The organism is Cohnella luojiensis, assembly GCF_004564235.1.
Lineage (GTDB): Bacteria > Bacillota > Bacilli > Paenibacillales > Paenibacillaceae > Cohnella > Cohnella luojiensis.
The window spans coordinates 24,910-45,780 of the sequence record NZ_SOMN01000029.1 but is presented as its reverse complement, the minus strand read 5'-3'; the positions used below and the strand labels follow the sequence as shown (position 1 = coordinate 45,780).

21 protein-coding genes and 1 pseudogene are annotated in these 20,871 nt (G+C 42.1%); 16 read left to right on the top strand and 6 right to left on the bottom strand.

Annotated features, from left to right (window positions below; all coding sequences use genetic code 11):
* Positions 1–7: 7 nt before the first annotated feature.
* Together E2980_RS17545 and E2980_RS17540 are read left to right on the top strand one after the other, a co-directional pair.
* Complete coding sequence (locus tag E2980_RS17545; protein WP_240703076.1) at positions 8–1,210, top strand: MFS transporter; 1,203 nt, start codon at positions 8–10, stop codon at positions 1,208–1,210.
* 117 nt (positions 1,211–1,327) lie between these two features.
* Positions 1,328–2,170: a sulfurtransferase gene (locus tag E2980_RS17540; RefSeq protein ID WP_135153529.1), complete on the top strand. Its 843-nt coding sequence runs from the start codon at positions 1,328–1,330 to the stop codon at positions 2,168–2,170.
* Between the two features lie 574 nt (positions 2,171–2,744).
* On the opposite strand, the gene E2980_RS17535 is transcribed toward E2980_RS17540, so the two are convergent.
* Positions 2,745–3,647, bottom strand: a complete 903-nt coding sequence (locus E2980_RS17535) for an RloB family protein (RefSeq protein WP_135153528.1) — start codon at positions 3,645–3,647, stop codon at positions 2,745–2,747.
* A 3-nt stretch (positions 3,648–3,650) separates the two neighbouring features.
* Positions 3,651–5,021, bottom strand: a complete 1,371-nt coding sequence (locus E2980_RS17530; protein WP_167747169.1) for an AAA family ATPase — start codon at positions 5,019–5,021, stop codon at positions 3,651–3,653.
* A 574-nt stretch (positions 5,022–5,595) separates the two neighbouring features.
* Here E2980_RS17530 and E2980_RS24305 point away from each other — a divergent pair.
* Genes E2980_RS24305 through E2980_RS17515 form a run of 4 tightly spaced genes read left to right on the top strand, consistent with a single transcriptional unit; the run spans position 5,596 to position 8,288 of the window.
* Complete coding sequence (locus E2980_RS24305) at positions 5,596–5,754, top strand: hypothetical protein (RefSeq protein WP_167747168.1); 159 nt, start codon at positions 5,596–5,598, stop codon at positions 5,752–5,754.
* On the top strand, positions 5,741–6,265 hold the full coding sequence (locus E2980_RS17525; RefSeq protein ID WP_135153526.1) for an ABC-three component system protein: 525 nt from the start codon (positions 5,741–5,743) through the stop codon (positions 6,263–6,265). The genes E2980_RS24305 and E2980_RS17525 overlap by 14 nt, the downstream gene beginning before the upstream one ends.
* Entirely contained in the window at positions 6,259–6,495 is a 237-nt protein-coding gene (locus E2980_RS17520) for an ABC-three component system middle component 7 (protein ID WP_135153525.1), read from the top strand. The genes E2980_RS17525 and E2980_RS17520 overlap by 7 nt, the downstream gene beginning before the upstream one ends.
* Positions 6,492–8,288, top strand: coding sequence for a DUF2326 domain-containing protein (locus tag E2980_RS17515; protein WP_135153524.1), 1,797 nt, complete (start codon positions 6,492–6,494; stop codon positions 8,286–8,288). The genes E2980_RS17520 and E2980_RS17515 overlap by 4 nt, the downstream gene beginning before the upstream one ends.
* A 100-nt stretch (positions 8,289–8,388) precedes the next feature.
* Here E2980_RS17515 and E2980_RS17510 read toward each other — a convergent pair whose 3' ends face one another.
* Complete coding sequence (locus tag E2980_RS17510) at positions 8,389–8,736, bottom strand: hypothetical protein (protein ID WP_167747167.1); 348 nt, start codon at positions 8,734–8,736, stop codon at positions 8,389–8,391.
* Between the two features lie 303 nt (positions 8,737–9,039).
* On the opposite strand from E2980_RS17510, the gene E2980_RS17505 reads away from it, so the two are divergent.
* The 3 genes from E2980_RS17505 to E2980_RS17495 are packed head-to-tail and all read left to right on the top strand — an operon-like array spanning position 9,040 to position 11,008.
* On the top strand, positions 9,040–9,522 hold the full coding sequence (locus E2980_RS17505; protein ID WP_135153522.1) for a DUF2975 domain-containing protein: 483 nt from the start codon (positions 9,040–9,042) through the stop codon (positions 9,520–9,522).
* A gap of 10 nt (positions 9,523–9,532) precedes the next feature.
* The gene (locus E2980_RS17500; protein ID WP_135153521.1) at positions 9,533–9,751 is read left to right on the top strand and encodes a helix-turn-helix domain-containing protein; all 219 of its coding nucleotides are present in this window, start codon (positions 9,533–9,535) and stop codon (positions 9,749–9,751) included.
* 12 nt (positions 9,752–9,763) lie between these two features.
* Positions 9,764–11,008, top strand: a complete 1,245-nt coding sequence (locus E2980_RS17495) for a DUF4153 domain-containing protein (RefSeq protein ID WP_135153520.1) — start codon at positions 9,764–9,766, stop codon at positions 11,006–11,008.
* A 77-nt stretch (positions 11,009–11,085) separates the two neighbouring features.
* Here the strand turns inward: E2980_RS17495 and E2980_RS17490 are convergent.
* A pseudogene (locus E2980_RS17490) lies at positions 11,086–11,256 on the bottom strand (BBE domain-containing protein); the annotation flags it as partial.
* 139 nt (positions 11,257–11,395) lie between these two features.
* Here E2980_RS17490 and E2980_RS17485 point away from each other — a divergent pair.
* From E2980_RS17485 to E2980_RS17470, 4 genes are all read left to right on the top strand, one after another.
* Complete coding sequence (locus E2980_RS17485; protein ID WP_135153559.1) at positions 11,396–12,031, top strand: 2OG-Fe(II) oxygenase; 636 nt, start codon at positions 11,396–11,398, stop codon at positions 12,029–12,031.
* 114 nt (positions 12,032–12,145) lie between these two features.
* The gene (locus E2980_RS17480) at positions 12,146–12,418 is read left to right on the top strand and encodes a DUF2935 domain-containing protein (protein ID WP_420808658.1); all 273 of its coding nucleotides are present in this window, start codon (positions 12,146–12,148) and stop codon (positions 12,416–12,418) included.
* Positions 12,419–12,779: 361 nt separating this feature from the next.
* On the top strand, positions 12,780–13,142 hold the full coding sequence (locus E2980_RS17475; RefSeq protein WP_135153519.1) for a VOC family protein: 363 nt from the start codon (positions 12,780–12,782) through the stop codon (positions 13,140–13,142).
* A gap of 19 nt (positions 13,143–13,161) precedes the next feature.
* On the top strand, positions 13,162–13,461 hold the full coding sequence (locus tag E2980_RS17470; protein WP_135153518.1) for an RNA polymerase sigma factor: 300 nt from the start codon (positions 13,162–13,164) through the stop codon (positions 13,459–13,461).
* Between the two features lie 232 nt (positions 13,462–13,693).
* Here the strand turns inward: E2980_RS17470 and E2980_RS17465 are convergent, their stop codons facing one another.
* On the bottom strand, positions 13,694–14,413 hold the full coding sequence (locus tag E2980_RS17465) for a VOC family protein (RefSeq protein ID WP_135153517.1): 720 nt from the start codon (positions 14,411–14,413) through the stop codon (positions 13,694–13,696).
* 165 nt (positions 14,414–14,578) lie between these two features.
* Between E2980_RS17465 and E2980_RS17460 the strand changes: the two genes are divergently transcribed.
* From E2980_RS17460 to E2980_RS17450, 3 genes are all read left to right on the top strand, one after another.
* Entirely contained in the window at positions 14,579–15,289 is a 711-nt protein-coding gene (locus E2980_RS17460) for a MerR family transcriptional regulator (protein WP_135153516.1), read from the top strand.
* A gap of 408 nt (positions 15,290–15,697) precedes the next feature.
* Positions 15,698–17,413 carry a methyl-accepting chemotaxis protein gene (locus E2980_RS17455; RefSeq protein WP_167747166.1) on the top strand — a complete coding sequence of 572 codons (1,716 nt, stop codon included), beginning with the start codon at positions 15,698–15,700 and terminating at the stop codon, positions 17,411–17,413.
* Between the two features lie 548 nt (positions 17,414–17,961).
* Positions 17,962–19,512 (top strand): ABC-F family ATP-binding cassette domain-containing protein, encoded by a 1,551-nt coding sequence (locus E2980_RS17450; RefSeq protein ID WP_135153514.1) that lies wholly within the window; start codon positions 17,962–17,964, stop codon positions 19,510–19,512.
* Positions 19,513–19,600: 88 nt separating this feature from the next.
* Here the strand turns inward: E2980_RS17450 and E2980_RS17445 are convergent, their stop codons facing one another.
* Complete coding sequence (locus E2980_RS17445; RefSeq protein WP_135153513.1) at positions 19,601–20,830, bottom strand: MFS transporter; 1,230 nt, start codon at positions 20,828–20,830, stop codon at positions 19,601–19,603.
* Positions 20,831–20,871 lie beyond the last annotated feature (41 nt).

Here is a 20,871-nt window from a genome sequence, read left to right as displayed (position 1 = left end):
TCGAATAATGGCTCGGCTAGTCTTCTTAGGATGTATCGCATATTTAGCAATCGGGCTCGGGCAAATGGTGATCGGAACGATCATGGAGCCGATGGTTGACGCCTATGGCGTGCAGTACGGCGACGGCGGACAATTGGTCATGAACCAATTTCTGGGCATGATGGTCGGCATCACGCTGGCTCCTTGGCTCATAGGACGTGTCGGGAAAAAGACGCTGCTGCTCTCCGCGCTCGTCATTATGTTATTAGCGCAAACCGTGTACTCCCTCCAGCCGGATTGGGGAATCATGTTAGCCGTGGGACCCTTCGCAGGGTTAGGCTTTGGCATAACGGAGGCAGTCGTTGGCTCGTTTATAATCGGCTCCGCGATGAGTAACGCTAACGTGGCCATGAGCAGGGTCGAAGTGTTCTTCGGGGGCGGAGCTCTGCTCATGCCGTTCGCGGGCGCATTTCTCATCTCGAGAGGGCATTGGGTCGCTGCATTCCTGGTCGTTGGCGCCGTAACGGTGGTTACGTTGGCATTGTGGCTCTTGTTCTGGCCGAAAATATTGGATAAACCTCACGAGAGCGCCGAGCACGGGGAAACACGTTTAATGAAGATGCCGCATCGTGGACCTACATTGGTCGTTTTGGCGGCATGCTCGCTATTCTTCGCGGTTTACGTCGGATTCGAAATGAGCTTTATCCACTACTTGCCCTCGTTGCTGGTGAATAATAACGGGTTGTCGGAATCGACGGCTTCGTTGTCTTTGAGTATTTTCTGGGGGGCCATGGTGCTGGGGCGTTTGGTGTCGGGGCATGCCGCAGATCGTTGGGGCGGAGGGACTTATATGCTGGCAACCTGTATCTCCGCGGCGGTATTGTTCGTAATGATGGGCGGGCTGGAAAGCGTATGGGCGACGTTCGTGCTTACTTTCTTGACCGGACTGGCGATGTCGGGGATGTTCGCCGTTGCGCTCGTGTTCGCCAACCGGGCGGTTCCGGGAATGACGGAGCGGACGACAAGCTTACTAATGGCTTGCGGAGGGATCGGCGGGGCGCTAATGCCGAGATTGACGGGCTGGTTCCTGGACGAAAATGGAGCGGACGCGACTCGCTGGTTATTCGCCGGTTTTGCGGTGGCGATGCTTGCGGTCATCGTGTGGGCTTTGCTGTCAGCGAAGTCTTTGGAGCGGTTGCGGGCGGGTTCGTTGGGGGAAGAAGCTGCTTGATTAGCAGAAGTGCTGGAGATAAGATTTGAGTAGAAGAACAAGGCGATTTCGAGAAGTAGAAGAACAAGGAAATAGAAATAGTAAATTTACATTCGATAAAGGTGGTTGTCCTCTCTCATGAAAAATATCGTGCCCGTTAAATGGTTGTTGGCCCGTCTGTACGAGCCGGATATCGTTATCGTGGATTGCAGATTCCAATTAGGCAAACCGGAGTCCGGCCGCGCGGCCTATGAAGAAGCGCATATACCGGGAGCCGTGTATTTGGACTTGGAGAAGGATCTGTCGGCGCCGATCGGAGAGCACGGAGGGCGCCATCCGTTGCAGGACCTGGCTACGCTAGCGGCTCGGTTCGGACAAGCGGGCATCAGCAACGAGTCACGGGTTGTCGCCTACGACGACCAAGGCGGAGCGATGGCTTCGCGGTTGTGGTGGCTGCTTCGTTATCTGGGCCATACGAACGTTTTCGTGTTGGATGCGGGATTCTCGGCATGGCGGGATGTCGGATGTCCGGTGTCAAGTGAGCAGAAAGTCATTATTCCTGCGAGATTCTTGGCATCCGTGCAGCATAACATGCTCATTGAAATGGACGAGGTCCGCGAATCTCTCGGGACTGGACGTTTCGTGCTATTGGATTCACGCGAAGCCCCGCGGTATCGCGGGGAGGCGGAGCCGATCGACAAAGTGGCCGGGCATATCCCGGGCGCGAGGAACTTGTTCTGGGCCGAGGGCCGGCGGGCCGATGGCACGTGGAAGGACGCGAACGAGCAGGGCGAGCGGTTCGCGGGCTTGGGGTTGAAGCAGGACGACGAGCTTGTCGTCTACTGCGGCTCTGGGGTGACGGCGACTCCCAACGTTTTGGCGTTGGAGGAGGCTGGGTTTACCCGCGTGAAGCTGTACGCGGGGAGCTGGAGCGATTGGATTAGCTATGCGGGGAATGCGGTGGCGACGGGCGAAGAATAAGGATGGAATTTTCCATAGTAGTATGAGAGGTTCAGTACAGAGCAAGGGGAGAAGGAAGTCGTTGCTCTGTATTTTTTATTTACAGAAGTCAACGCTGAGTCAACAGTTAGATTCAGAAGGTGTTTACATTATTATCTTTAAGAGTAAGTTCTCATACTTTGAGTAGTACCTCAACCCAAATGTTCCTCGATCAAAGATGTACATTGAATCAACAATTGAAGTTTGTTTTGGGCAATTCAACAAGAAGTCAATATTTAGAGTTAAGGATTATTAAGCTGAACCTCATCATAAATTATTTTCTTTAGTTCGAGCGATTGGATTAGTTCTGAGGGGAATCCGGTGTGACGGGGAAAGAATGACGTTGGAAGTAAACAATTTTCTTCCTCTGAATGGACGAAAGAATAGGCTCTGATTGAAGTCAACAACCTAAGCGAGTGAGATGAGTTACATCAGGTAAAATATGTATTTTAATTATGGAATAAAAACCCACCGTCGGCGAAGCAGCCTAGGAGTGGGTTTTTACTTTCTCTTTATTAGGTTAATAGTCATTTTCATAACATTTGAACTCATTTGATTATTTGTAGGTATTTAGTAAGTTGTTTATAAGATTTCCGACACTGCTACCTAAATTGTTTTTTAAAGTAGCAGGGTCCTCACAATGGAGTTTTGCTCTTTCAATAGCAATCATAATATTTGGTTTGAAAATATCAAATTGAATATTATTCTTACGATAAGAACCTAACTTGTCTACCAAAAGTGTCTCTACATATCTTCTATTTCGTGATATTCTTTTATTTTTTAATAACTCTGCTGCATTGAACTCTGAACAGTCAGTAGTGTGAAGTAATAACCAAAATTCAAATGATGGATTGGTGATTCCTAACTTGTAGTTATTTTCATGGCAGATTTTAATAACTTCATCATACTGACCTTCTTTGAAACTCTGTTGATCTCTGTCAATTATTATACAAACAGAGTCATAGTTTTCATCAAAATCTAGCAAATCTTTTAATGTTTTTAGTTTATCAATAAAGACACTTAATTCCAGGCTCTTTATTTCTAATTCTTCAATAGTAGCCACAACTTCGGACAGATGATAGTCGATTTCTTCTCCATTTATAGCACTTTCAATTGAAGAAGTGAAATCATCGAATTGTGATAAATCATATTTCTCTATTATTGAATTAATAAACATAAGTAACTCTTCTTTTGATTCTTTTATACGTGAAACTTCTTTTAATGATAAATGTAATTCTTCAACTATTTTTTTTTGATTAGAAAAGCTACCGTCATCTCTCTCCAAAGTTTTTACATGTAGAATATCTTTAATACCTAACTCATCTCTATTATTGAACAAACCCTCAAAGTACTGTTTTTCTGTCTTTTCTCCTTCAAAAACAAAGATGAATTTCTTTTTTGGATATTCAGTTTGGGACGGCCCTCTACTCCCAAAAGTTTTAGAGACTCGTAAACTCAATGGTTATTCATCCCCAATATCATCAAGGTTGTTTAAAAAGGCAACGTTCTTAAACTTTGGAACGGCTCCATATCTACCATCAAGGTAGGAATTAATGATTTTTTTATCAAAACGAGTTTTATATTTCTCGAGAGAATAAAGCTCTGAACTTCCATTCTCAGATTTCTCTACAAACCAAATTTCATCTCTTCTTAATAAGTCAAGATCCAGAATTCTATCTTCATGAGTTGTTACGATTAACTGTATTTTTTTATCTTTTAATATTTCTAAAAATAAATGTATGAATTGATATGTCAAGTTGGGATGCAGGCTTCTATCAATTTCATCTATTATATAAACTTTATCCTCTTCACCAATAAGAATTTCAAGCAGGTCTAGTAATCTTTTGGTTCCATCGGATTCTTCTCCTAAAGTGAAATCACCACCGCCACCATATAAGCCATGTGAAAAATGCATTGTTTTAATATCTAAGTTTTTTTCGGTATCTAAGGTAATCAAGTGTAGATTGTTTTGTGACCTTAAGTGGACAACTCCTTCAGAATCTTCATCTCCAATTAACTCTTCTTCGATGTCTTTAATCAATTTAGATGGAAAAACCCTATTAAGTTCATCTAGTGAAGTATCAACGAGCTTAAATTCCGTAATACCAGTACCAAGACTTTCAAGCAACTTAAATAATTTATCGTTATTATTTCTATCATTCTCTAAAAAGAACTCTGTGCTACTTATCGGCTTATCTGGGAAATTTATATCTAAAGTTTTATCAAACCAGTTGTAGATCTCACTAAATATCTTAAATTCTTTAAACTTTTTAAAAACATCTTCCTTATTTCTATTAATCTCACTTAAAAAAAGAACCTTACTATTAGATATTATATCTTCAGAATATATTCTAAATCTTGTTTGGCTGTCTTCGTTTTCAAATATTAGATTATGATTGAATTCTGTTAATGTTAAGTTTCTTTCATAAATAAGTGATTCACCAGATGTCTTTAATTCATAAAGCCATTCCCCAGTAAACTTGCTTTCTGCCAGTATCAGACTAAATCCATATGCAAAATAGCTGTCTCCAATATTAAATTCATATTCAAATGTTGTTGGAAGCGTTGGGGCATCGTTATTAAGTCTAAAAAATTTATTCTTTGAAGAAGGTAGTATTCCTTTTTGAATAACATTTTTTGAAAAGCTAAGCGCTTTAATGAGGTTGGATTTGCCAGCCGCATTAGGTCCATATATCGTTGCAAGTCTTAGAAGGTTGATATTTTTACCTTTTAGCAAATGTTCTTCTTTATTTCTCACAGTGCCTGGAATCATTGTGAATTCTTGTTCTTCAAAGAACGAAAGAAAATTTTTCACATTAAATCTCATTAACATGGGTGAAACACCCCTATTCATTAGAAATATTTTATTTATAGGTGAAAAAATCACCCACAACTTAATAATACCTCAATTTCAACGAAAAATACCATCTTATGAGAAAATTTTTTTAATTTTGATCAGCGCATTTGAAATGACGAAATATTTCTTGCTTCTCTTTTGTTTAATGGAAAAACAAATAATGCAATAGTTAGTCTCAATTCAAATGTAAAGAATTTTATTCATAAATGACAATAAACTTTTGAAAATAACTCAAGCTGGAGTGATTGGATTAGTTATGAGAGGAATCCGGTTGCGGTGGGAGAAGAGGAACAATTGTAAGAGATAAAGCTATGTAATATTGCATAAAACAGAGCAGGGTGAGTTAAACAACTATGCTCTGTTTTTTATGGTCTTGGTCAACTCGAAAACAACACAGGATTTGTAAGAAAATAAATAAATTCTTTGAAGAAACAGTTAAGTCACTCACTTAGTTGATTCAATACGAATTCAATATTTATAGAAACTATCAAGCACAACACTAAATATTCATGGTATATTATTCCTATGTCAAATTTTGGGGGTATATTCAATGGGTATTACTTTTGAACTAGCTCTTAGTCTAATTTCAATTAGCTCACTTGCAATTAGTTTTTATTCAATAAAAGAAGTTAAAAAGATGAAAACAACTATAAAAGTTAGAGGTGAGGGTAATATTACAGCAGGTGGAAGTATAAATGTTAAGAAATAAAATAAACATTGATGGAAACGGAAACATCACCGCTGGCGGAGATATAAATCTAACTTTTCAGGAAACGAATATTCCCTTAAGATTCTTCGATGAAGACATAAAGGAAGTTATCTTGAAGTTTTCTCAAGTTGCAAAACATAAAGTAGAAGTAACGGATGAAGTTAATAGAATTAAGGCTGAAGTGAAAAATCAAATTAATCTGTTATCACAGGAATACTTTGAGTCAATTATCAATGGGAGCATGTGTTATTTTCAACAAATCGAAGATTTTTTAAAAGCACCTCGTAATTCGACTTTATTAAAAATGTATGAAGATACTATTTTTGAGTTAAATCAGATAATTACAATCCGTAGAGATGAGTTCAAAAAATTTGATTATATCTTTGAATGTCTTTACAACTTTATTCTGACAAATAACAAAGCAGAACTTAAGACTGATAGGAGATTAATTTGGGTAATGCTTCATTATATGTATTGGAAATGTGATATAGGAGAAGGTGGGGAATGCTAAAGCCTCATAAATATCTAGACCTTGATCATAGTGTATTAAGAATTAGCACAAGAATATTAGAAGAGTTAATGAAAATGAGAAAAATGGAGTATATCGATTTATTTAACATTTTAGAAAAGGAATTTGGAGATGCGACAGATGAAATATTTCTTCCGGCGATTAACTTTTTATATTTACTTGATAAGTTAGATTACAGTATTCAGAGCGACACACTGGAGCTGATTCCATGAAAATAGTGCAAATATATTCAAATAAGAAAGAATTTAAGGATGTCCATTTTAATGAACATCTCAATATCATTCTCGGGGAAGTGAAGGATAAAAAGAATACAGAAACAGATTCACATAACTTGGGGAAATCTACATTAATTTCTTTAATCGATTTTTGTTTACTTAAAGGTAAATCAGATAATCTTTTTTTGTTTAAGAATTATGAACTTTTTATTGATTTCATTTTTTTTATAGAGCTTAAAAAAGATGATAACAACTTTGTAACCATAAGGCGAGCTGTTGAAAATAACACAAAAATTTGTATCAAGTTTCATGAAAGGCCAAACCAAAACTACAAAGAGAACCTGTATTGGGATTATGAAAATTTAGCATTGAATGCTACTGAGAAGAGTGAAAATCCTAGACATATTGTAACTGAATTTTTTAGTTTAGAGTTTCATGAGAAATATGATCTTAGAAAGCTTTTGGGATACTTTCTAAGAACGCAGTATGATTATGATGAAGTATTCAAACTTCGCAAATATAGTGGGAAATTAATTGATTGGAAGCCTGCTTTATTGGACTTAATTGGTTTCAAGGGAAATCTTCTTGGAAATAAGCTTGCTCTTTTTAATCAAATTGAAGTAACAAAAGAATATTTGAAAAAAATGAAATTAGAACTTTCAGTTACTGATTTTGAAAGCGATGTAATTAATTCATTAATTGATGCAAAAATAACTGATAAACAAAAAATTGAAGAGCAAATTAACTCTTTTGATTTCTATAAGACAGAGAGAGAGATAAACAGAAGCTTAGTTGAAGAGATAGAATCAGAGATAAGCCGTTTAAATTCAATAGAATATAGGCTAACCTTTGAAATAACTAAGATTAAAGACGCGCTTTCAAGAAAGCTTATGTTTGATCTAGATAAAATTGAAAAAATCCTATCTGAAGTTAATATTTATTTTCCCAACCAAGTGAAGAAAAAATATGAACAGTTAGTTGAGTTCAACCAAGTTATAACTCAAGAGAGGAATAAATATCAAGAAAGCACTCTCTTAAAGAAAAATGACGAGTTAGAAAAGGTCAGAGAAAATCTAAAAAAATATAATGAACAGAGGATGGAGAAACTCTCAGCGCTTCAAGAAGAGGATTCTTTTACAAAGTATAAAAAATATCAACAACAAATAATCGAAATTGATGTTGAAATAAATCAATTATTAAATAAGTTAGAGCATATTGATATTATTAAAACTATTAATAAAAACCTTGATAAATTAAAAAAAGACTATGAAGCAGCAACCGAAAAGCTTCTTGTGCACCTTGAAGAGCCTAATCAAACCTATATCAAAATAAAAAATTTCTTTCGTGAACTTGTACAATACATACTTAATGAATCTTCAATAATTTATTTCAATGTCAATAAGGAGAAAAATCCAGATTTTCATGCAGAGTTTGTAAATGTTGATGAAACCAAGATAACTTCACAGTCGGATGGCTATTCGTATAAAAAAATGCTTTGTGTATGTTTCGATTTAGCCGTTTTAATGACATATTCAAAGTCAAATTTTTATCATTTTGTATATCATGATGGTACGTTCGAATCAATGTCCGACATGAGAAAAATTAAATACTTACAAGCTGTGAGACATGTTTCCAAAAAATATGATATTCAGTATATCTTCACAGCTTTAACTGATGATATTCCACGCGACTCGAATAACCAAACAATTCAATTTGAGGAAACAGAAATTGCTTTAGTTTTGGATGATAGACCGGATGATCTTGGAAGACTTTTCAGTAAGCGATTTTAAATCTTTTAGTTGGTGAAATTGGATTTCGTACGATGAGAATCTTATTGCCACTGGCCACGAAGAAGAGCGGAAAGGGGATAGTATTTAAGCGATTGTTCGATCAAATAGCGAGAGTAATCAGAACGCCGATTACTGAGCTAATGTGGCCTTGTTGGTTCTCGCTGGTGAGGAGGTGAAAGGGGTTGGCGCTTTGCCGCCACCAGTTGCTGTGCGGTGCCGCCTTTTGCTGCGCAAGAGGGAACCCGGTACGGCATAGTAAAATCGGCATTCGGGTGTAACCTGGGATTGTATGCTCCGTCGCTTTCTCCGATCGACGAATCAATGGCGCTGACGCTTCATCGTCAAGATCATGGCGCTCCCCGGAGGAAAGTGACGCCCCGTCGATTACCGCCACGTTGGCAAAATGAAGCTGACGGAGCAACGACAAATAATGCCCCCGGATCGGCATTTCTGGCGCATCCCGATGTACCTTCTGCATGCTTCCCGAAAGGCATACGACGGCTGAAGCGACTGGATTAGTTATGAGGGGAATCCGGTGGAGCTTGGGGACGAAGAGAAGGCTTAAGTTGTATAGCAGTATGTGTGTTTGGAATACATCGCACTGGGGGCCATTCCCTGGGGTGATGTATTTTTTATGCCCCGAAGCTAAGCAACAAAAAAATATCTAATATCATCATAAATTTATTGAAAAACAATAAAAATATGTTAAAATCAAATCAAATCAATCCAAACCTAAGTGAGGGGCTTTGTTATGAAACGAAGAACAACTTTCTTTCTAAAGGCGGCGGTTTTTGTTATTGGTATTGCAGTACTTGCTTTGTGCGTCTTTTTGGTGCCTGAGATCGCGAATTATGCAGCGGAATTGTATCCGGAAAGGGCTTACTTGAAACCTCTTGTGTTCATCGATTTGTATGCATCGGCGATCCCTTATTACTTTGCTCTGTATCAAGCGCTTCAACTTTTAAGCTACATTGACAAGAACAAAGCGTTCTCGGAATTATCCGTACGGGCTTTAAAGAATATCAAAAACTGCGCGATCGCAATCAGCGGCTTATATGCGGCAGGCATGCCGCTCTTCTATCTCTTGGCGGAAGTAGACGATGCCCCGGGGATCATCGTTATCGGATTGGTGATCGTATTTGCCTCCATGGTGATTGCCGTTTTTGCCGCCGTTCTCCAGAAGCTTTTACAAGAAGCTATTGATATCAAATCGGAAAACGACTTGACGGTCTGAGGTGAATAACATGGCGATTATCATTAATATCGATGTGATGTTGGCGAAACGCAAAATGAGCGTAACGGAACTCTCGGAAAGGGTCGGAATCACGATGGCTAATCTGTCTATCTTGAAAAACGCAAAGGCAAAAGCGATTCGATTATCAACTTTAGAGGCGATATGCAAGCATTTGGATTGCCAGCCGGGAGATATTCTGGAATACAAAAGCGACGAAACTCAAGCGTAGGGGGGCATAACCATGGACAATAACAATCTAATTACCGATAACATCGATAATCCTCATGAGCTGGAGCGAATGTTTAGACAAGAACCCGAAGCTTTCAAAAAGGCGTTCGCTTACGCATGGGAACAAAACCCCGATTCCCAGGTTCTTGCCGTTTGGCAGGAAAGACTGCATTTCAAGGAGACGGAAAACACGGAGAAGGCTTCCTTGCTTCGGAGACACTTCTGGTACATGGGCCTTTTAGCCATCATGGCCGGGATCAGCACAAGGATCCTTTTTCATTTTACCGAACAGGAAGCAATAGCCCCTATTAACTTGGTTTTCGGCATCCTTCCCTTTATGGCGATCTATTTCGTATACAATAACCCATCCACAAAAAAGGTGATCTATGCCCTTACGTCGTTATTCCTGATCTCCGGATTGTATCTTAATCTGCTCCCATTAGATTATAAAGACAGCATTATCTTGGCTTATCTGCACTTTCCCGTTTTCTTATGGGTAGTGTTGGGGCTTGCGTTTACGGGAAATGAATACGACAAAGGCGGTGCAAGATTAGCCTATCTAAAATTTAACGGAGAATTTGGCATCCTATACGTCAGCATGGCCATAAGCGGAATGGTGCTAACGGTATTAACGATGCAGTTATTTAGATTAGTCGGTACGGACATTTCGGAATTTTATTTTAAAAATGTCGTGTTATTCGGCGCTGCCGCCCTGGCTGTCGTAGCTGCATTCCTGGTATCGAGGGACATTAAACTTGCTAAGAATATAGCGCCATATCTAGCCAAAATCTTCAGTCCGCTTGTACTGGCAACATTGGCAGTCTATCTTGTAACGGTGATTTGGGTCGGAAAAAATCCGTTCTTGGACCGCGACTTCCTCCTGGTCTTCAACGGGGTACTCCTTAGCATATTGGCCGTCACCATCTTCTCCATTACCGAACGCGGAACGGACGAGAAAACGAACGTTTCCGATTATATTAATTTTGCGCTCATTGCCCTTGCTCTTATCATTGACGGTGTAGCTTTATCGGCCATCGTGTTCAGGCTTTCTTCTTATGGGATTACGCCCAACAGGCTTGCCGTTCTAGGCATAAACGTATTGATCTGTGCCAATCTGATTTGGATTATGCTCTCCTATGCGCGTTTTCTGCAAAACAAAACCGGTCCTTCAACCCTTCAAGATGCCGTTACGAAGTATTTGCCGGTCTACGGTTTGTGGGCAGCTTTAGTTACACTTATTTTTCCTTTAATTTGGTAATTAATCCAGAAAAACATCTAACCCCAATCAGAGGTGTTAGATGTTTTTTTATGCACGAGTGCTTCTAACTATTAGTCCTATGCTCTACGAGCCGGAGGAATACTTTGGGGATTTCTAAACACATTTTCAGGGTCGTATTTCGCTTTGACTCTCCGTAATCTAGGGAAGTTCGCTCCATAGTAAACCGGCCCGGAATTTTTGATCCCTTGGTCCGGAACGTTGATATAGGACCCAACGATAAAGGGCTGTAACTTCCGGCGCGTATTGTTTAGCCGAGAGTGTATAAAAATGAAATTGTGGAAGGACTTTCCGACTCCGCAAGGAACTATCTTAATGAGCGAACATAATGTTCATTCGATTACTTCTCAAATAATGGGGGATGGAACGATGAACGTTAAGGAACAGACGATTATTCATTTAACTGGAAACAGAATGAAAACAACGGATCAAGAGATTTATATTGTCGGCAAAATAGATGAGCCGCTTATCTTGATATTGGAAAACGTATTAAGCTACATAGAATGCGATGCTTTAGTTGATTTGGCTAAAAATAGAATGGAGCGAGCTAAAATTGGCAAGTCTCACGTCGTAAGCGATATTAGAACAAGCAGCAGCATGTTCTTTGACGAAGGCGAAAATGAATTGATTCAAAGAATTGAAACCAGAGGTTCAGAACTGTTGAATATACCGGTATCACATGCCGAGCCGCTGCAAATTTTACATTATAAATCCGGTGAACAGTATCAGCCTCACTATGACTATTTTACATCCGGAAATGTGGTCAACAATCGTATTTGCTCACTGGTGATGTATTTAAATGACGTGGATGAAGGCGGCGAAACGTATTTCCCTTCTCTTCATTTTTCGGTAACGCCTAAAAAAGGCAGTGCCGTCTATTTCGAATATTTTTATAACGATTATCACTTAAATGAACTAACGTTGCATGGGGGAAACCCTGTTGCGGTCGGGGGGAAATGGGTAGCAACACAGTGGATGAGAAGACAAAGTCATCGCCAAATTTAAAACGCATAGCAGAATTCAAGTCCAATACAGAGCGCGGTGAAATGAATTCCGTCGCCTACTCGTTTTAGTTCTAATCGATTTCTAACCTCCGTATCTTTACGGTGGGAAAATGTATTGTCACAGACACATCAAATGGTTGTTCGTTTTATAGAGTCTGTTATTCGCTCTGGATCGGTGATCTCGCCAACCTTGTACAAGGAAGTTTTAAACCTCGTTAAGCACTGTTTAGATCAAAGTGTTCAATTTATTCAATTTCTCCAGTACTTAAAACAAAATAGTGAACCCATTAAAAAGAATCCAACGGCAATTGTTGTTCTTAACCATATCATCCGTGAATCTGAATATTTTGTCGGGATCGCACAGACGCTATTATACTCCCAACGATGAAGAAGTCCGCTTATTTGTGCGCAATTTCCCATGATCCGACGGCTGGAGCGATTGGATTAGTTATGAGGGGAACCCGGTGGAGGTTGGGGAAAAAGAAAAGTTGAAAGATAAATAGCAGTGTATCAGTTATGAATATGTTACAAATTGGAAATAAAACCCAACGAAGTACTCAGAACTCCTCGTCTGAGGGATCTGGCCTTAATTGATGTATTATTGAAGTCAACACCTTAAATAGCTATAAGTCAAATCAACACGAGGGGGTAGTTGCTTCATTGCGAGTAAGGACGGTTCATTACTTAGAAGAGCTGATGTGGAGGAATTAAATGACTGTCGGAATGATCGCTTCGTTCAAGGAGGCTACATGGAAGTATCATCCAAGATCGGTTATGGTAGCGTCTTCTCAGTGTTCCTTCCTGCCGATCCCGTGGGTCCACTAGTATCGTCGATAAGGGAGACGTTCATCGTCTTATGGAAGTGGCAAAGCCGCAGCCGGTACATTTCGATACGGGGGAAATCAAGCTGCACTATTACAATTTCACTTTCGTACGACATTAACCGGTCCTATCGGGAGCTGGCGGCAAAAGGAGCGACATTGAGCGAGATAGACGAGCATACGGGAATCCGGTTTTTTGAAACGTTCGATCCGGACGGCAATGTGTTCAACATCGTGGAAACGTTCGAGAATTCTCCTTACTATGCTCACAAAATGAAATATAAGAGATAAACCGAAAAGGGCTGAGCGCATGGAGGAGGATAATACGGACGAAGGGTACGATTCTTTTACGAGAATGACGCTGCCGATGCATGCCGACCTGAAGCGCTATTGTAGGTTCAAGTCGGGTTCGGCATGGGATACGGACGATTTGTTCCAGGAGACGCTGATCAAAGCTTACCGTTGGCATGTTCGGTTCCCGGAGAGGGAAATTACAAAGCCGTTCTTATTTCGGATAGCGGCCAACGTTTGGATTGATTTTTGCCGCAGCCATAAGCTGCAGCCGCAACCCGTTACAGATGAAGGAAGAGCGGTTCGTCCCGTACACTGAATGGAACTACTGGGATGTGCGAGAAGCGCTAGAGTTGTTGTCGAAGTCAACAAGCGGTTCCTGAAAATGTTTACAGCGGTGGTCTGACCGAGCCTGGTCCATGCAGAGCTAGAGATTGGAACTTGCAAATAGATTAAAAATTTTGAATACATCGCCATGTGACCTAGTGTCCCGGCGATGTATTTTTCTATGTTAGTAATAAATGCCGCGGAGTCAACAATTTATAAACTTTTTATTCACCACTAATAATCTCGTTATACTGTTGCGAGATTTTATTCCAATCTGAATTTTCAGTGTTGTAATAGTTAACTAACTTTATAAGTCTATCGTTAATGCTTTGGTTCACTACTTTATCTCGCTGGAATTGAATGTCCAAAGCAACCAGTAATATTTTTGCTTGATCCAAATCTCCTACGTTGGTCGAATTAATATCTTCTATAGGAAAGAATTTTTCCAACATATTGAACGCTGAATTACTGTCTTCTTTTGAATATATTAAATCGTAGAGTATCTCGAAATTTTTTGCATATTCCACACTCTCGATGGTTCTATAAAAAGCGGGATCGGAAAGATCGGCATTCGGTGTTCCAATGTAAAACGTATTGCCGCCTAAATCAGTCATCATAAATCTTCGATCATCTACTAAGTATTTCAATTTTGATATTCGCGGTATGCCGGAACGAGGGATTTTCCTGATGTGTCGTTTCAATCCAGTAGTGAAATCTTCATATACCCGGTTTACATCGTCAACTTCGATATAGCACATCTGGGGATTTTCATTAGGTAATATTCTCTTGGTTCCATAAAAGTGCAGCTCAAGCGAACCGTAACTTACAACTGCATAAGGATTGGGCCGAGTGTAAATTTGAATAGTTTTGAAGCCCAGACCCTCATAAAAGGACACCTGTTCCTTTATGGATGGACAGGGTAAAATCGGTTTAACTTTATTCATTACTAGCCACCTCTTCTTTCGAGAATTTAGCTTACACATCAAGCGTACAACATTAATGCAAATGATAGGGTTTGTTGAAATTTATTGATGTGTTAAGCTATCGAAAAGACATAAACCCGTCATATGCTTTAATAATAAATTATAGGATTAATAAAGGAGGTTGAGATGAAAGGGATTGAGATAGCAAAAAAATTAAATATAAGCACGAGCGCATTAAGGCATTATGAAGCTTGGGGACTTGTTCCTTACGTCGAGAGGGCGGCAAATGGCTATCGCATTTATACAAAGGAACACGAGGCTTATTTCCAATGTATACGTGCGATGTATGCTGGTTTTGGAATGGATTTGATTCGAGAGGTAATGCCGCGCATTATTCGCGGGGAAAAGCTTGATGCCTTATGGCTAATTAACAAGGCACAAGTAAAGCTGCATGCTGAAAAAGAAACCGTACAAAGAACAGTCGACATGCTTGATTTGAAAGAGCTAAACGATCTGCCGAACTACCGCAATAAAAACTCGTTTTCGATTGGTGAGGTAGCTGAAGAAGCGAACGTATCTGCTTCCGCGATTCGGCATTGGGAGAAGGAAGGATTAATCAAGCCTGAGCGTCAACAAGAGAGTGGATTCCGTATCTACAGCTCTTCAGATATTCGTAAAGTGCTTATCATCCGAACTGTTCAAAGAGTAGTGTATTCCTTAGATACCGTTCGTGAAGTATTAACGGAGCTTGATAAACATAATGTTGAGCAGGCTAAGGAAATTGCACTTAAATCTCTTGAATACATTGATTATGCATTGGTTGAGCAAGTGCGAGGCATCTCCTATTTGCAAAATCTATTAGACATAGTCTCAGGTGCTACCTTGTCTGAGGCGTGACCTCTGCAGACTGTACATGTAAATAAAAGCCGAGGCACACCAACATCTGTTGGTGTACCTCGGCCCTGCTTTATTCTAGGGAATGCCTTATTCAGCCCACACTCGTTCATCCTAAAGGTGAACTGTGGTCTTATATCTTTTTAAAATGGACTGATTTTAGAAGAAGCCACAGCTTTTAGAAAGAAATCATGGGCTTTCGTAATCTGCAGGTTTTCATAATCTTTCCGAGGCATGTGCTCCTTCAGTATAGGTAATGCCTCTTCTGCCCGGGAGGGCACATTGCGGATCCTTTCAGACGGAGATTCTTCCTAATTAATTGTAATTGGAGTAGATAATTGTTGAAAGAAGGCACTTCCGTGTAATATATTAGGATATGTAAGTAAATAAATCTAACACAGAGGCTATATGATGAAAAAACCCAGAAAAAATCTATTCAGATTTACGATTAGCCGAAAGCTTTTTGCGGGATTTACGGCAGTGTTGCTTATCCTCGTGGCTACGGTCGCACTGGGCTATTTCCAAATATCCAAAGTGGAAAGTCAGTACACCGCCATCGCGGAAGATCAGGCGAATCACCTGTTCCTTCTCCAGAAGCTTGAACTTAACGTCAAGAAAGAGCAATCGAGTCTCCGCGGTTACCTGTTGCTGGATGATGCCGCCATCATGCAGGAGTACAACGACGCGCACAGTGAATACAAGAAGTTGAGCAGCAGTCTGGAAGAATCGATTTCGGATCATAAAGCCGTCGCGATGCTTCAGGAAGCGGTCAGCCTAGAGAATAACTATTACTTCATATCGAACAAGGCGATAAGGCTTAAAGTCGGCGGTAATATGGATGAAGCGATGAAAACGACATCCAATCAGGGCCAGGAAATTCTAACCAAGTTCGAACAAAAAGCCGAAGAGTTGTCCGATTACCAGAAGACCCTATTGGATCAAGAAAACCAAGCGGTACATAAGGAAGTTGAATTCATCAAGCTCTTGATCATTCTGGCAGGTTCGGCCGCAGTAGTCGTCAGTCTCGTCATCACTTGGTTCATCGGACGCATCATATCTAGGCCGATCGTAACGCTTGTGCAGACGGCTAGCCGAATCGCTGAAGGCGACCTTGCCTCGCAAATTATTAATATAAGGAACAATGACGAGGTAGGCGATCTGTCGGCTTCTTTTAACGAAATGTCGCACCATCTTCGCCAGCTTATTCAGCATGTCAGCTCAAGTGCCGAGCAGGTTGCCGCATCCTCCGAGCAATTAACGGCAACAAGCGAGCAGGCTTCCTTGGCATCGGGCCAAATTGCCGAGACGATGCAGCAGGTCGCCACGGACGCTGGATACGGGTTCCAGCACTTGGAAGAAGCGTCCAAGACGATTGGGGAAATGTCTGCGGGTGTTCAACATATCGCTAACAGGACGCATATGGTTTCGAATACCGCGAACGTAGCGTTCGAAAGGGCGTTGGAAGGCGATATTGCCGTTCGAACGGCAATCGAGCAGATGAGCTCCATTCACGATACGGTGGCGGGTTTATCCGTGCAGATCAATGGACTAGGAGAACGTTCGGCACAAATCGGGAACATACTGAATTCCATCTCCGACATTGCAAGTAAGACGAATATATTGTCATTGAACGCCGGAATCGAGGCTGCCCGATCGGGCGAGTATGGTAAAGGATTCCTCGTTATCGCAAGCGAAATACGCAAGCTCGCGGAGCAATCGTCCCATTCCGCGGAACAAATTGCTCATTTAGTCGAAGCGATACAAGCTGAAACGCAACGGGCTGTTATCATGATGGGAACCGCTACCAAAGAAGTATCGATAGGAATAGAGGCGGTCCATTCGGCAAGTTCGTCCTTCGAGCAGATAAAGGGCTCGGTTACCGCCGTTAACGACGAAATCCAGGAAGTTTCCACGTCCATCCGGCAGATGGCGGCAGGCGCCGATCATATCGTCGGCGCAATGAAAGCCGTAACTCTTGTTTCCGAGACGACCGTATCGGGAGCGCAAGAGGTGTCTGCATCTACGGAAGAGCAGCTCTCTTCGATGGAGGAAGTATCGGCCTCTGCCAAGGCTCTGTCCCGTCTGGCCGAGCAGTTGCAAACGCAGATCGATAGGTTCAGATTGTAGGGCGAATACCGAATTTTGGAGTTGCTTCACCATTCGGGTTGCGTGCTGCTTAAGGGCACACCAAGTATAACCTTGAACCAATGTATGGTCGTTACGGAGTCATAAACTTTCCATGCAAAGCATGTGCCGACAGGGACATCCTCTTTGTCCGCGTACACGGCATTGTAAAAGTCCGTCATGAACGGATGATATTCACTAGCCAACTCCGGATCATCGTAAGGGCATCGCGCCTTCCATAGGTCTAGCTCCTCTTTCCTACAGGTTCTTACATGAAATTCTGAACTTAGTTCGCTAGTTGCGGAAAGATTGAGCTGTTCGCACATCATAAAGAGGTTCAATTCGGTTGTTCGGATCTGTCAAATATTTACAGAGGATGAACTTATAGATAATTAACAGTCTGTGAAGCTTAGGTACAGGGCATGGTGAACTAAAAGCCATTGCTCTGTATTTTTATTGTTTGAAGTAAACACGGAGTCATTCCGAGAAGAAAATGGAATTGCACGTATCCATGACAATCGACGATTAAACATGAATGGAGATATAGAAAAATGAGTTTGTTGACAGTTGAGCACTTATCGCACTCGTTTGGTGATCGGGTATTGTTTAAGAATGTGTTCTTCCGTTTGCTTGAGGGGGAACATGTCGGGTTGGTTGGTGCGAATGGTACAGGAAAATCTACGCTTATGAATATTTTGACAGGCAAGTTGTTGAAGGACGAAGGCAAGGTGGAATGGACGCCCCATGTTCGTTACGGTTACTTGGACCAGCACACGAAGCTTGAAGCAGGTAAAACCATCCGAGACGTTTTGAAGGATGCATTTTTGCCTTTACTCGTATTAGAAGAGGAACTTAACGATATTGCTGCGCAGATGGGCGATGCTGACCCGGATCTGTTGGATCAGCTATTGGAGCGTATGGGAGAGATTCAAGAGGAGCTTGAAATTGGAGACTTCTATTTAATCGACGTGAAGGTCGATGAAATGGCATATGGTTTAGGCCTTAATGCGATCGGGCTTGACCGAGACGTTACGGCGCTTAGCGGTGGACAGCGGACGAAGGTTCTGCTCGCGAAGCTGCTACTTGAGAAACCTGGTGTCTTGTTGCTGGATGAGCCGACGAACTATTTGGATGAAGAGCATATTAATTGGCTGACGAATTACTTGAAGAAATATCCCTATGCATTTGTTCTTATTTCTCATGATACGGGCTTCATGAACCAGATCGTCGACGTTATCTATCATCTTGAATTTACGAGAATGACGCGTTACTCAGCCAATTACGAGAAGTTCCTGGAGATGGCTGATCTGAACAAAACGCAGCATATCGACGCCTACGAGAAGCAAAAGGAGTATATTAAGAAGCAAGAGGAATTTATTAATAAAAATAAGGCGCGAGCTTCTACCTCCGGACGCGCGAAGAGCCGCGAGAAGCAACTCGACCGTATCGACCGCATCGATAAGCCAGAGGAAGCGGCAAAGCCGACCTTTAATTTTAAAGAATCCAGACCTAGCGGTAAGACCGTATTTGAAACAGAGGGAATGGTGATCGGCTACAATAAGCCGCTTCTGCCTAAGATGAACATGGTCGTCGAGCGAGGCGATAAGATCGCCATCGCAGGCTGCAACGGCGTCGGCAAGTCAACGCTCCTGAAGACGATTCTTGGCGTTATTCCTCCGCTGGAAGGCCAGACGTATCAGGGCGATTATTTATCTCCTGCTTATTTCGAGCAAGAGGCTAAGGCTCCAACGATGACTCCGCTGGAGGACGTATGGGATGAGTTTTCCTTTATGAACCAGCATGAGGTGCGGGCAGCACTTGCCCGTTGCGGACTTAAGAACGAGCATATTACACGCCCTCTTAATCAGCTCAGTGGCGGAGAGCAGGCGAAGGTTCATCTTTGCAAGCTGATGATGCAAGAAAGCAACTGGATTCTGCTTGATGAGCCGACGAACCATCTAGACGTCGTCGCCAAAGCCGAGCTGAAGCGAGCGTTACAAGCCTACAAGGGTACAGTCGTTCTCGTCTCTCACGAGCCTGAGTTTTATGAGGATTGGGTAACCAAAACATGGGATGTAGAAGCCTGGTCCATGCTGAGCTAGAGGAGATGGATAGACTAAGTCTGGGTTGACCGAAACAGGTAATGCCGAAATGAATCAACATGAAATCAACAAGTCTTGTAACAACCGCTCAAGTCTCAAAACTTGGCGCATTCCCAGGTTTCCATAAACGGTTCTGCAAGATCATGCCAATTAGGCCGAAGCTCCCGACTGTAATCCCGACGATTAAGAAGGTATGAGAAGCCCCCCATAGTCCGATCAGTACTCCACCGGTGAGCGGAGAGATCACGAAAATGACGCTGCTCAAGGAATCAAGTATCCCGCTGATCCGGCCGATCGCGTCGGGAGGCGTCTCCTTTTGCAGGATGTAGTTCATGCCTGTGGAGGTAAAGCCGGTACCGATACCGCCGATGAAAGAAGCAAATAAAATAAACCAAAGCGGGGTGTCTTGCTGGAACATGCTGAAGGCAGCAAACATGAATCCGATCAGTGCCACACCTCCTCCAAGCAGCAACCCGTAGAATGAAAGCTGTCTATACCGGCGCAGCCAGGCGACGCTCGAAAGTCCGCCGGATCCGATCGCGGTTACGATCCAACCGATCAACTCGGATCTTTGCGGCATTATATCGCGTAACAGAATAGTAATCTGTGCATCAACCATCTGAATTCCGGCAAGCCCAATTAAGCAGAAAATAATGCTCACCAGCAATACGCGGGTTTGTATTAGAAGCATCCAACCATCTCGCCAGGAGTCGCGAAGCATGAGCCTTTCCTTAGACGTACCTTGTGTTGCCTTAACGATCCCTTGCTTAGCCGGTATCCATAGAAGCAACAATGCCGACAGGGTGAAACAGGCTGCATTGACCGCCATACAGCTTGATGGGGAAAAGGTGGCAGCCACCGATGCGCCTAATAGCGGACCGAGCACTTTGGACAGCTGAAAGACCGCTCCATTGAGCGACGTCGCTTGCAAGAGCTCATCAGTCTTGACAACGATTCGCGTCATGGATTGCTGGGCTGGATAGTGAAAGACGCGGGCGGTGGAGCGTAGTGCGATTAACCCGATCAGTACCCATTCATTCGATGCAAAGATCATCATTAAGGTGATCAGGGCACGGATGAGATCGGCGAAAATCATCAGATTTCGCTTGTTCCATTGATCAGCCATAATCCCTGCTAATTGGCTGAACAGAATGCCGGGCACAGCGAAAGAGAGTGGCATGAGCGCTAATGTCATTGCGTCTACTCTCCAGATATAGCCCAAGAGGATGGAAACAGCCATGAAATCAAAATAATCACCAAAAGCGGAAAGACCGTAGGCGGCAAACATTTTGGTGAAAGAGCGATTACTTTGCAACATACGACAACCCCCTGCTCTGAATAGTTACAATCGTAGCAGGG

Coding starts and splice junctions, on each gene's coding strand:
- E2980_RS17545 (WP_240703076.1), top strand. CDS start 8: ATGGCTCGGCTAGTCTTCTTAGGATGTATCGCATATTTAGCAATCGGG.
- E2980_RS17540 (WP_135153529.1), top strand. CDS start 1,328: ATGAAAAATATCGTGCCCGTTAAATGGTTGTTGGCCCGTCTGTACGAG.
- E2980_RS17530 (WP_167747169.1), bottom strand. CDS start 5,021: ATGTTAATGAGATTTAATGTGAAAAATTTTCTTTCGTTCTTTGAAGAA.
- E2980_RS24305 (WP_167747168.1), top strand. CDS start 5,596: ATGGGTATTACTTTTGAACTAGCTCTTAGTCTAATTTCAATTAGCTCA.
- E2980_RS17525 (WP_135153526.1), top strand. CDS start 5,741: ATGTTAAGAAATAAAATAAACATTGATGGAAACGGAAACATCACCGCT.
- E2980_RS17520 (WP_135153525.1), top strand. CDS start 6,259: ATGCTAAAGCCTCATAAATATCTAGACCTTGATCATAGTGTATTAAGA.
- E2980_RS17515 (WP_135153524.1), top strand. CDS start 6,492: ATGAAAATAGTGCAAATATATTCAAATAAGAAAGAATTTAAGGATGTC.
- E2980_RS17510 (WP_167747167.1), bottom strand. CDS start 8,736: ATGCCGATCCGGGGGCATTATTTGTCGTTGCTCCGTCAGCTTCATTTT.
- E2980_RS17505 (WP_135153522.1), top strand. CDS start 9,040: ATGAAACGAAGAACAACTTTCTTTCTAAAGGCGGCGGTTTTTGTTATT.
- E2980_RS17500 (WP_135153521.1), top strand. CDS start 9,533: ATGGCGATTATCATTAATATCGATGTGATGTTGGCGAAACGCAAAATG.
- E2980_RS17495 (WP_135153520.1), top strand. CDS start 9,764: ATGGACAATAACAATCTAATTACCGATAACATCGATAATCCTCATGAG.
- E2980_RS17485 (WP_135153559.1), top strand. CDS start 11,396: ATGAACGTTAAGGAACAGACGATTATTCATTTAACTGGAAACAGAATG.
- E2980_RS17475 (WP_135153519.1), top strand. CDS start 12,780: ATGGAAGTATCATCCAAGATCGGTTATGGTAGCGTCTTCTCAGTGTTC.
- E2980_RS17470 (WP_135153518.1), top strand. CDS start 13,162: ATGGAGGAGGATAATACGGACGAAGGGTACGATTCTTTTACGAGAATG.
- E2980_RS17465 (WP_135153517.1), bottom strand. CDS start 14,413: ATGAATAAAGTTAAACCGATTTTACCCTGTCCATCCATAAAGGAACAG.
- E2980_RS17460 (WP_135153516.1), top strand. CDS start 14,579: ATGAAAGGGATTGAGATAGCAAAAAAATTAAATATAAGCACGAGCGCA.
- E2980_RS17455 (WP_167747166.1), top strand. CDS start 15,698: ATGAAAAAACCCAGAAAAAATCTATTCAGATTTACGATTAGCCGAAAG.
- E2980_RS17450 (WP_135153514.1), top strand. CDS start 17,962: ATGAGTTTGTTGACAGTTGAGCACTTATCGCACTCGTTTGGTGATCGG.
- E2980_RS17445 (WP_135153513.1), bottom strand. CDS start 20,830: ATGTTGCAAAGTAATCGCTCTTTCACCAAAATGTTTGCCGCCTACGGT.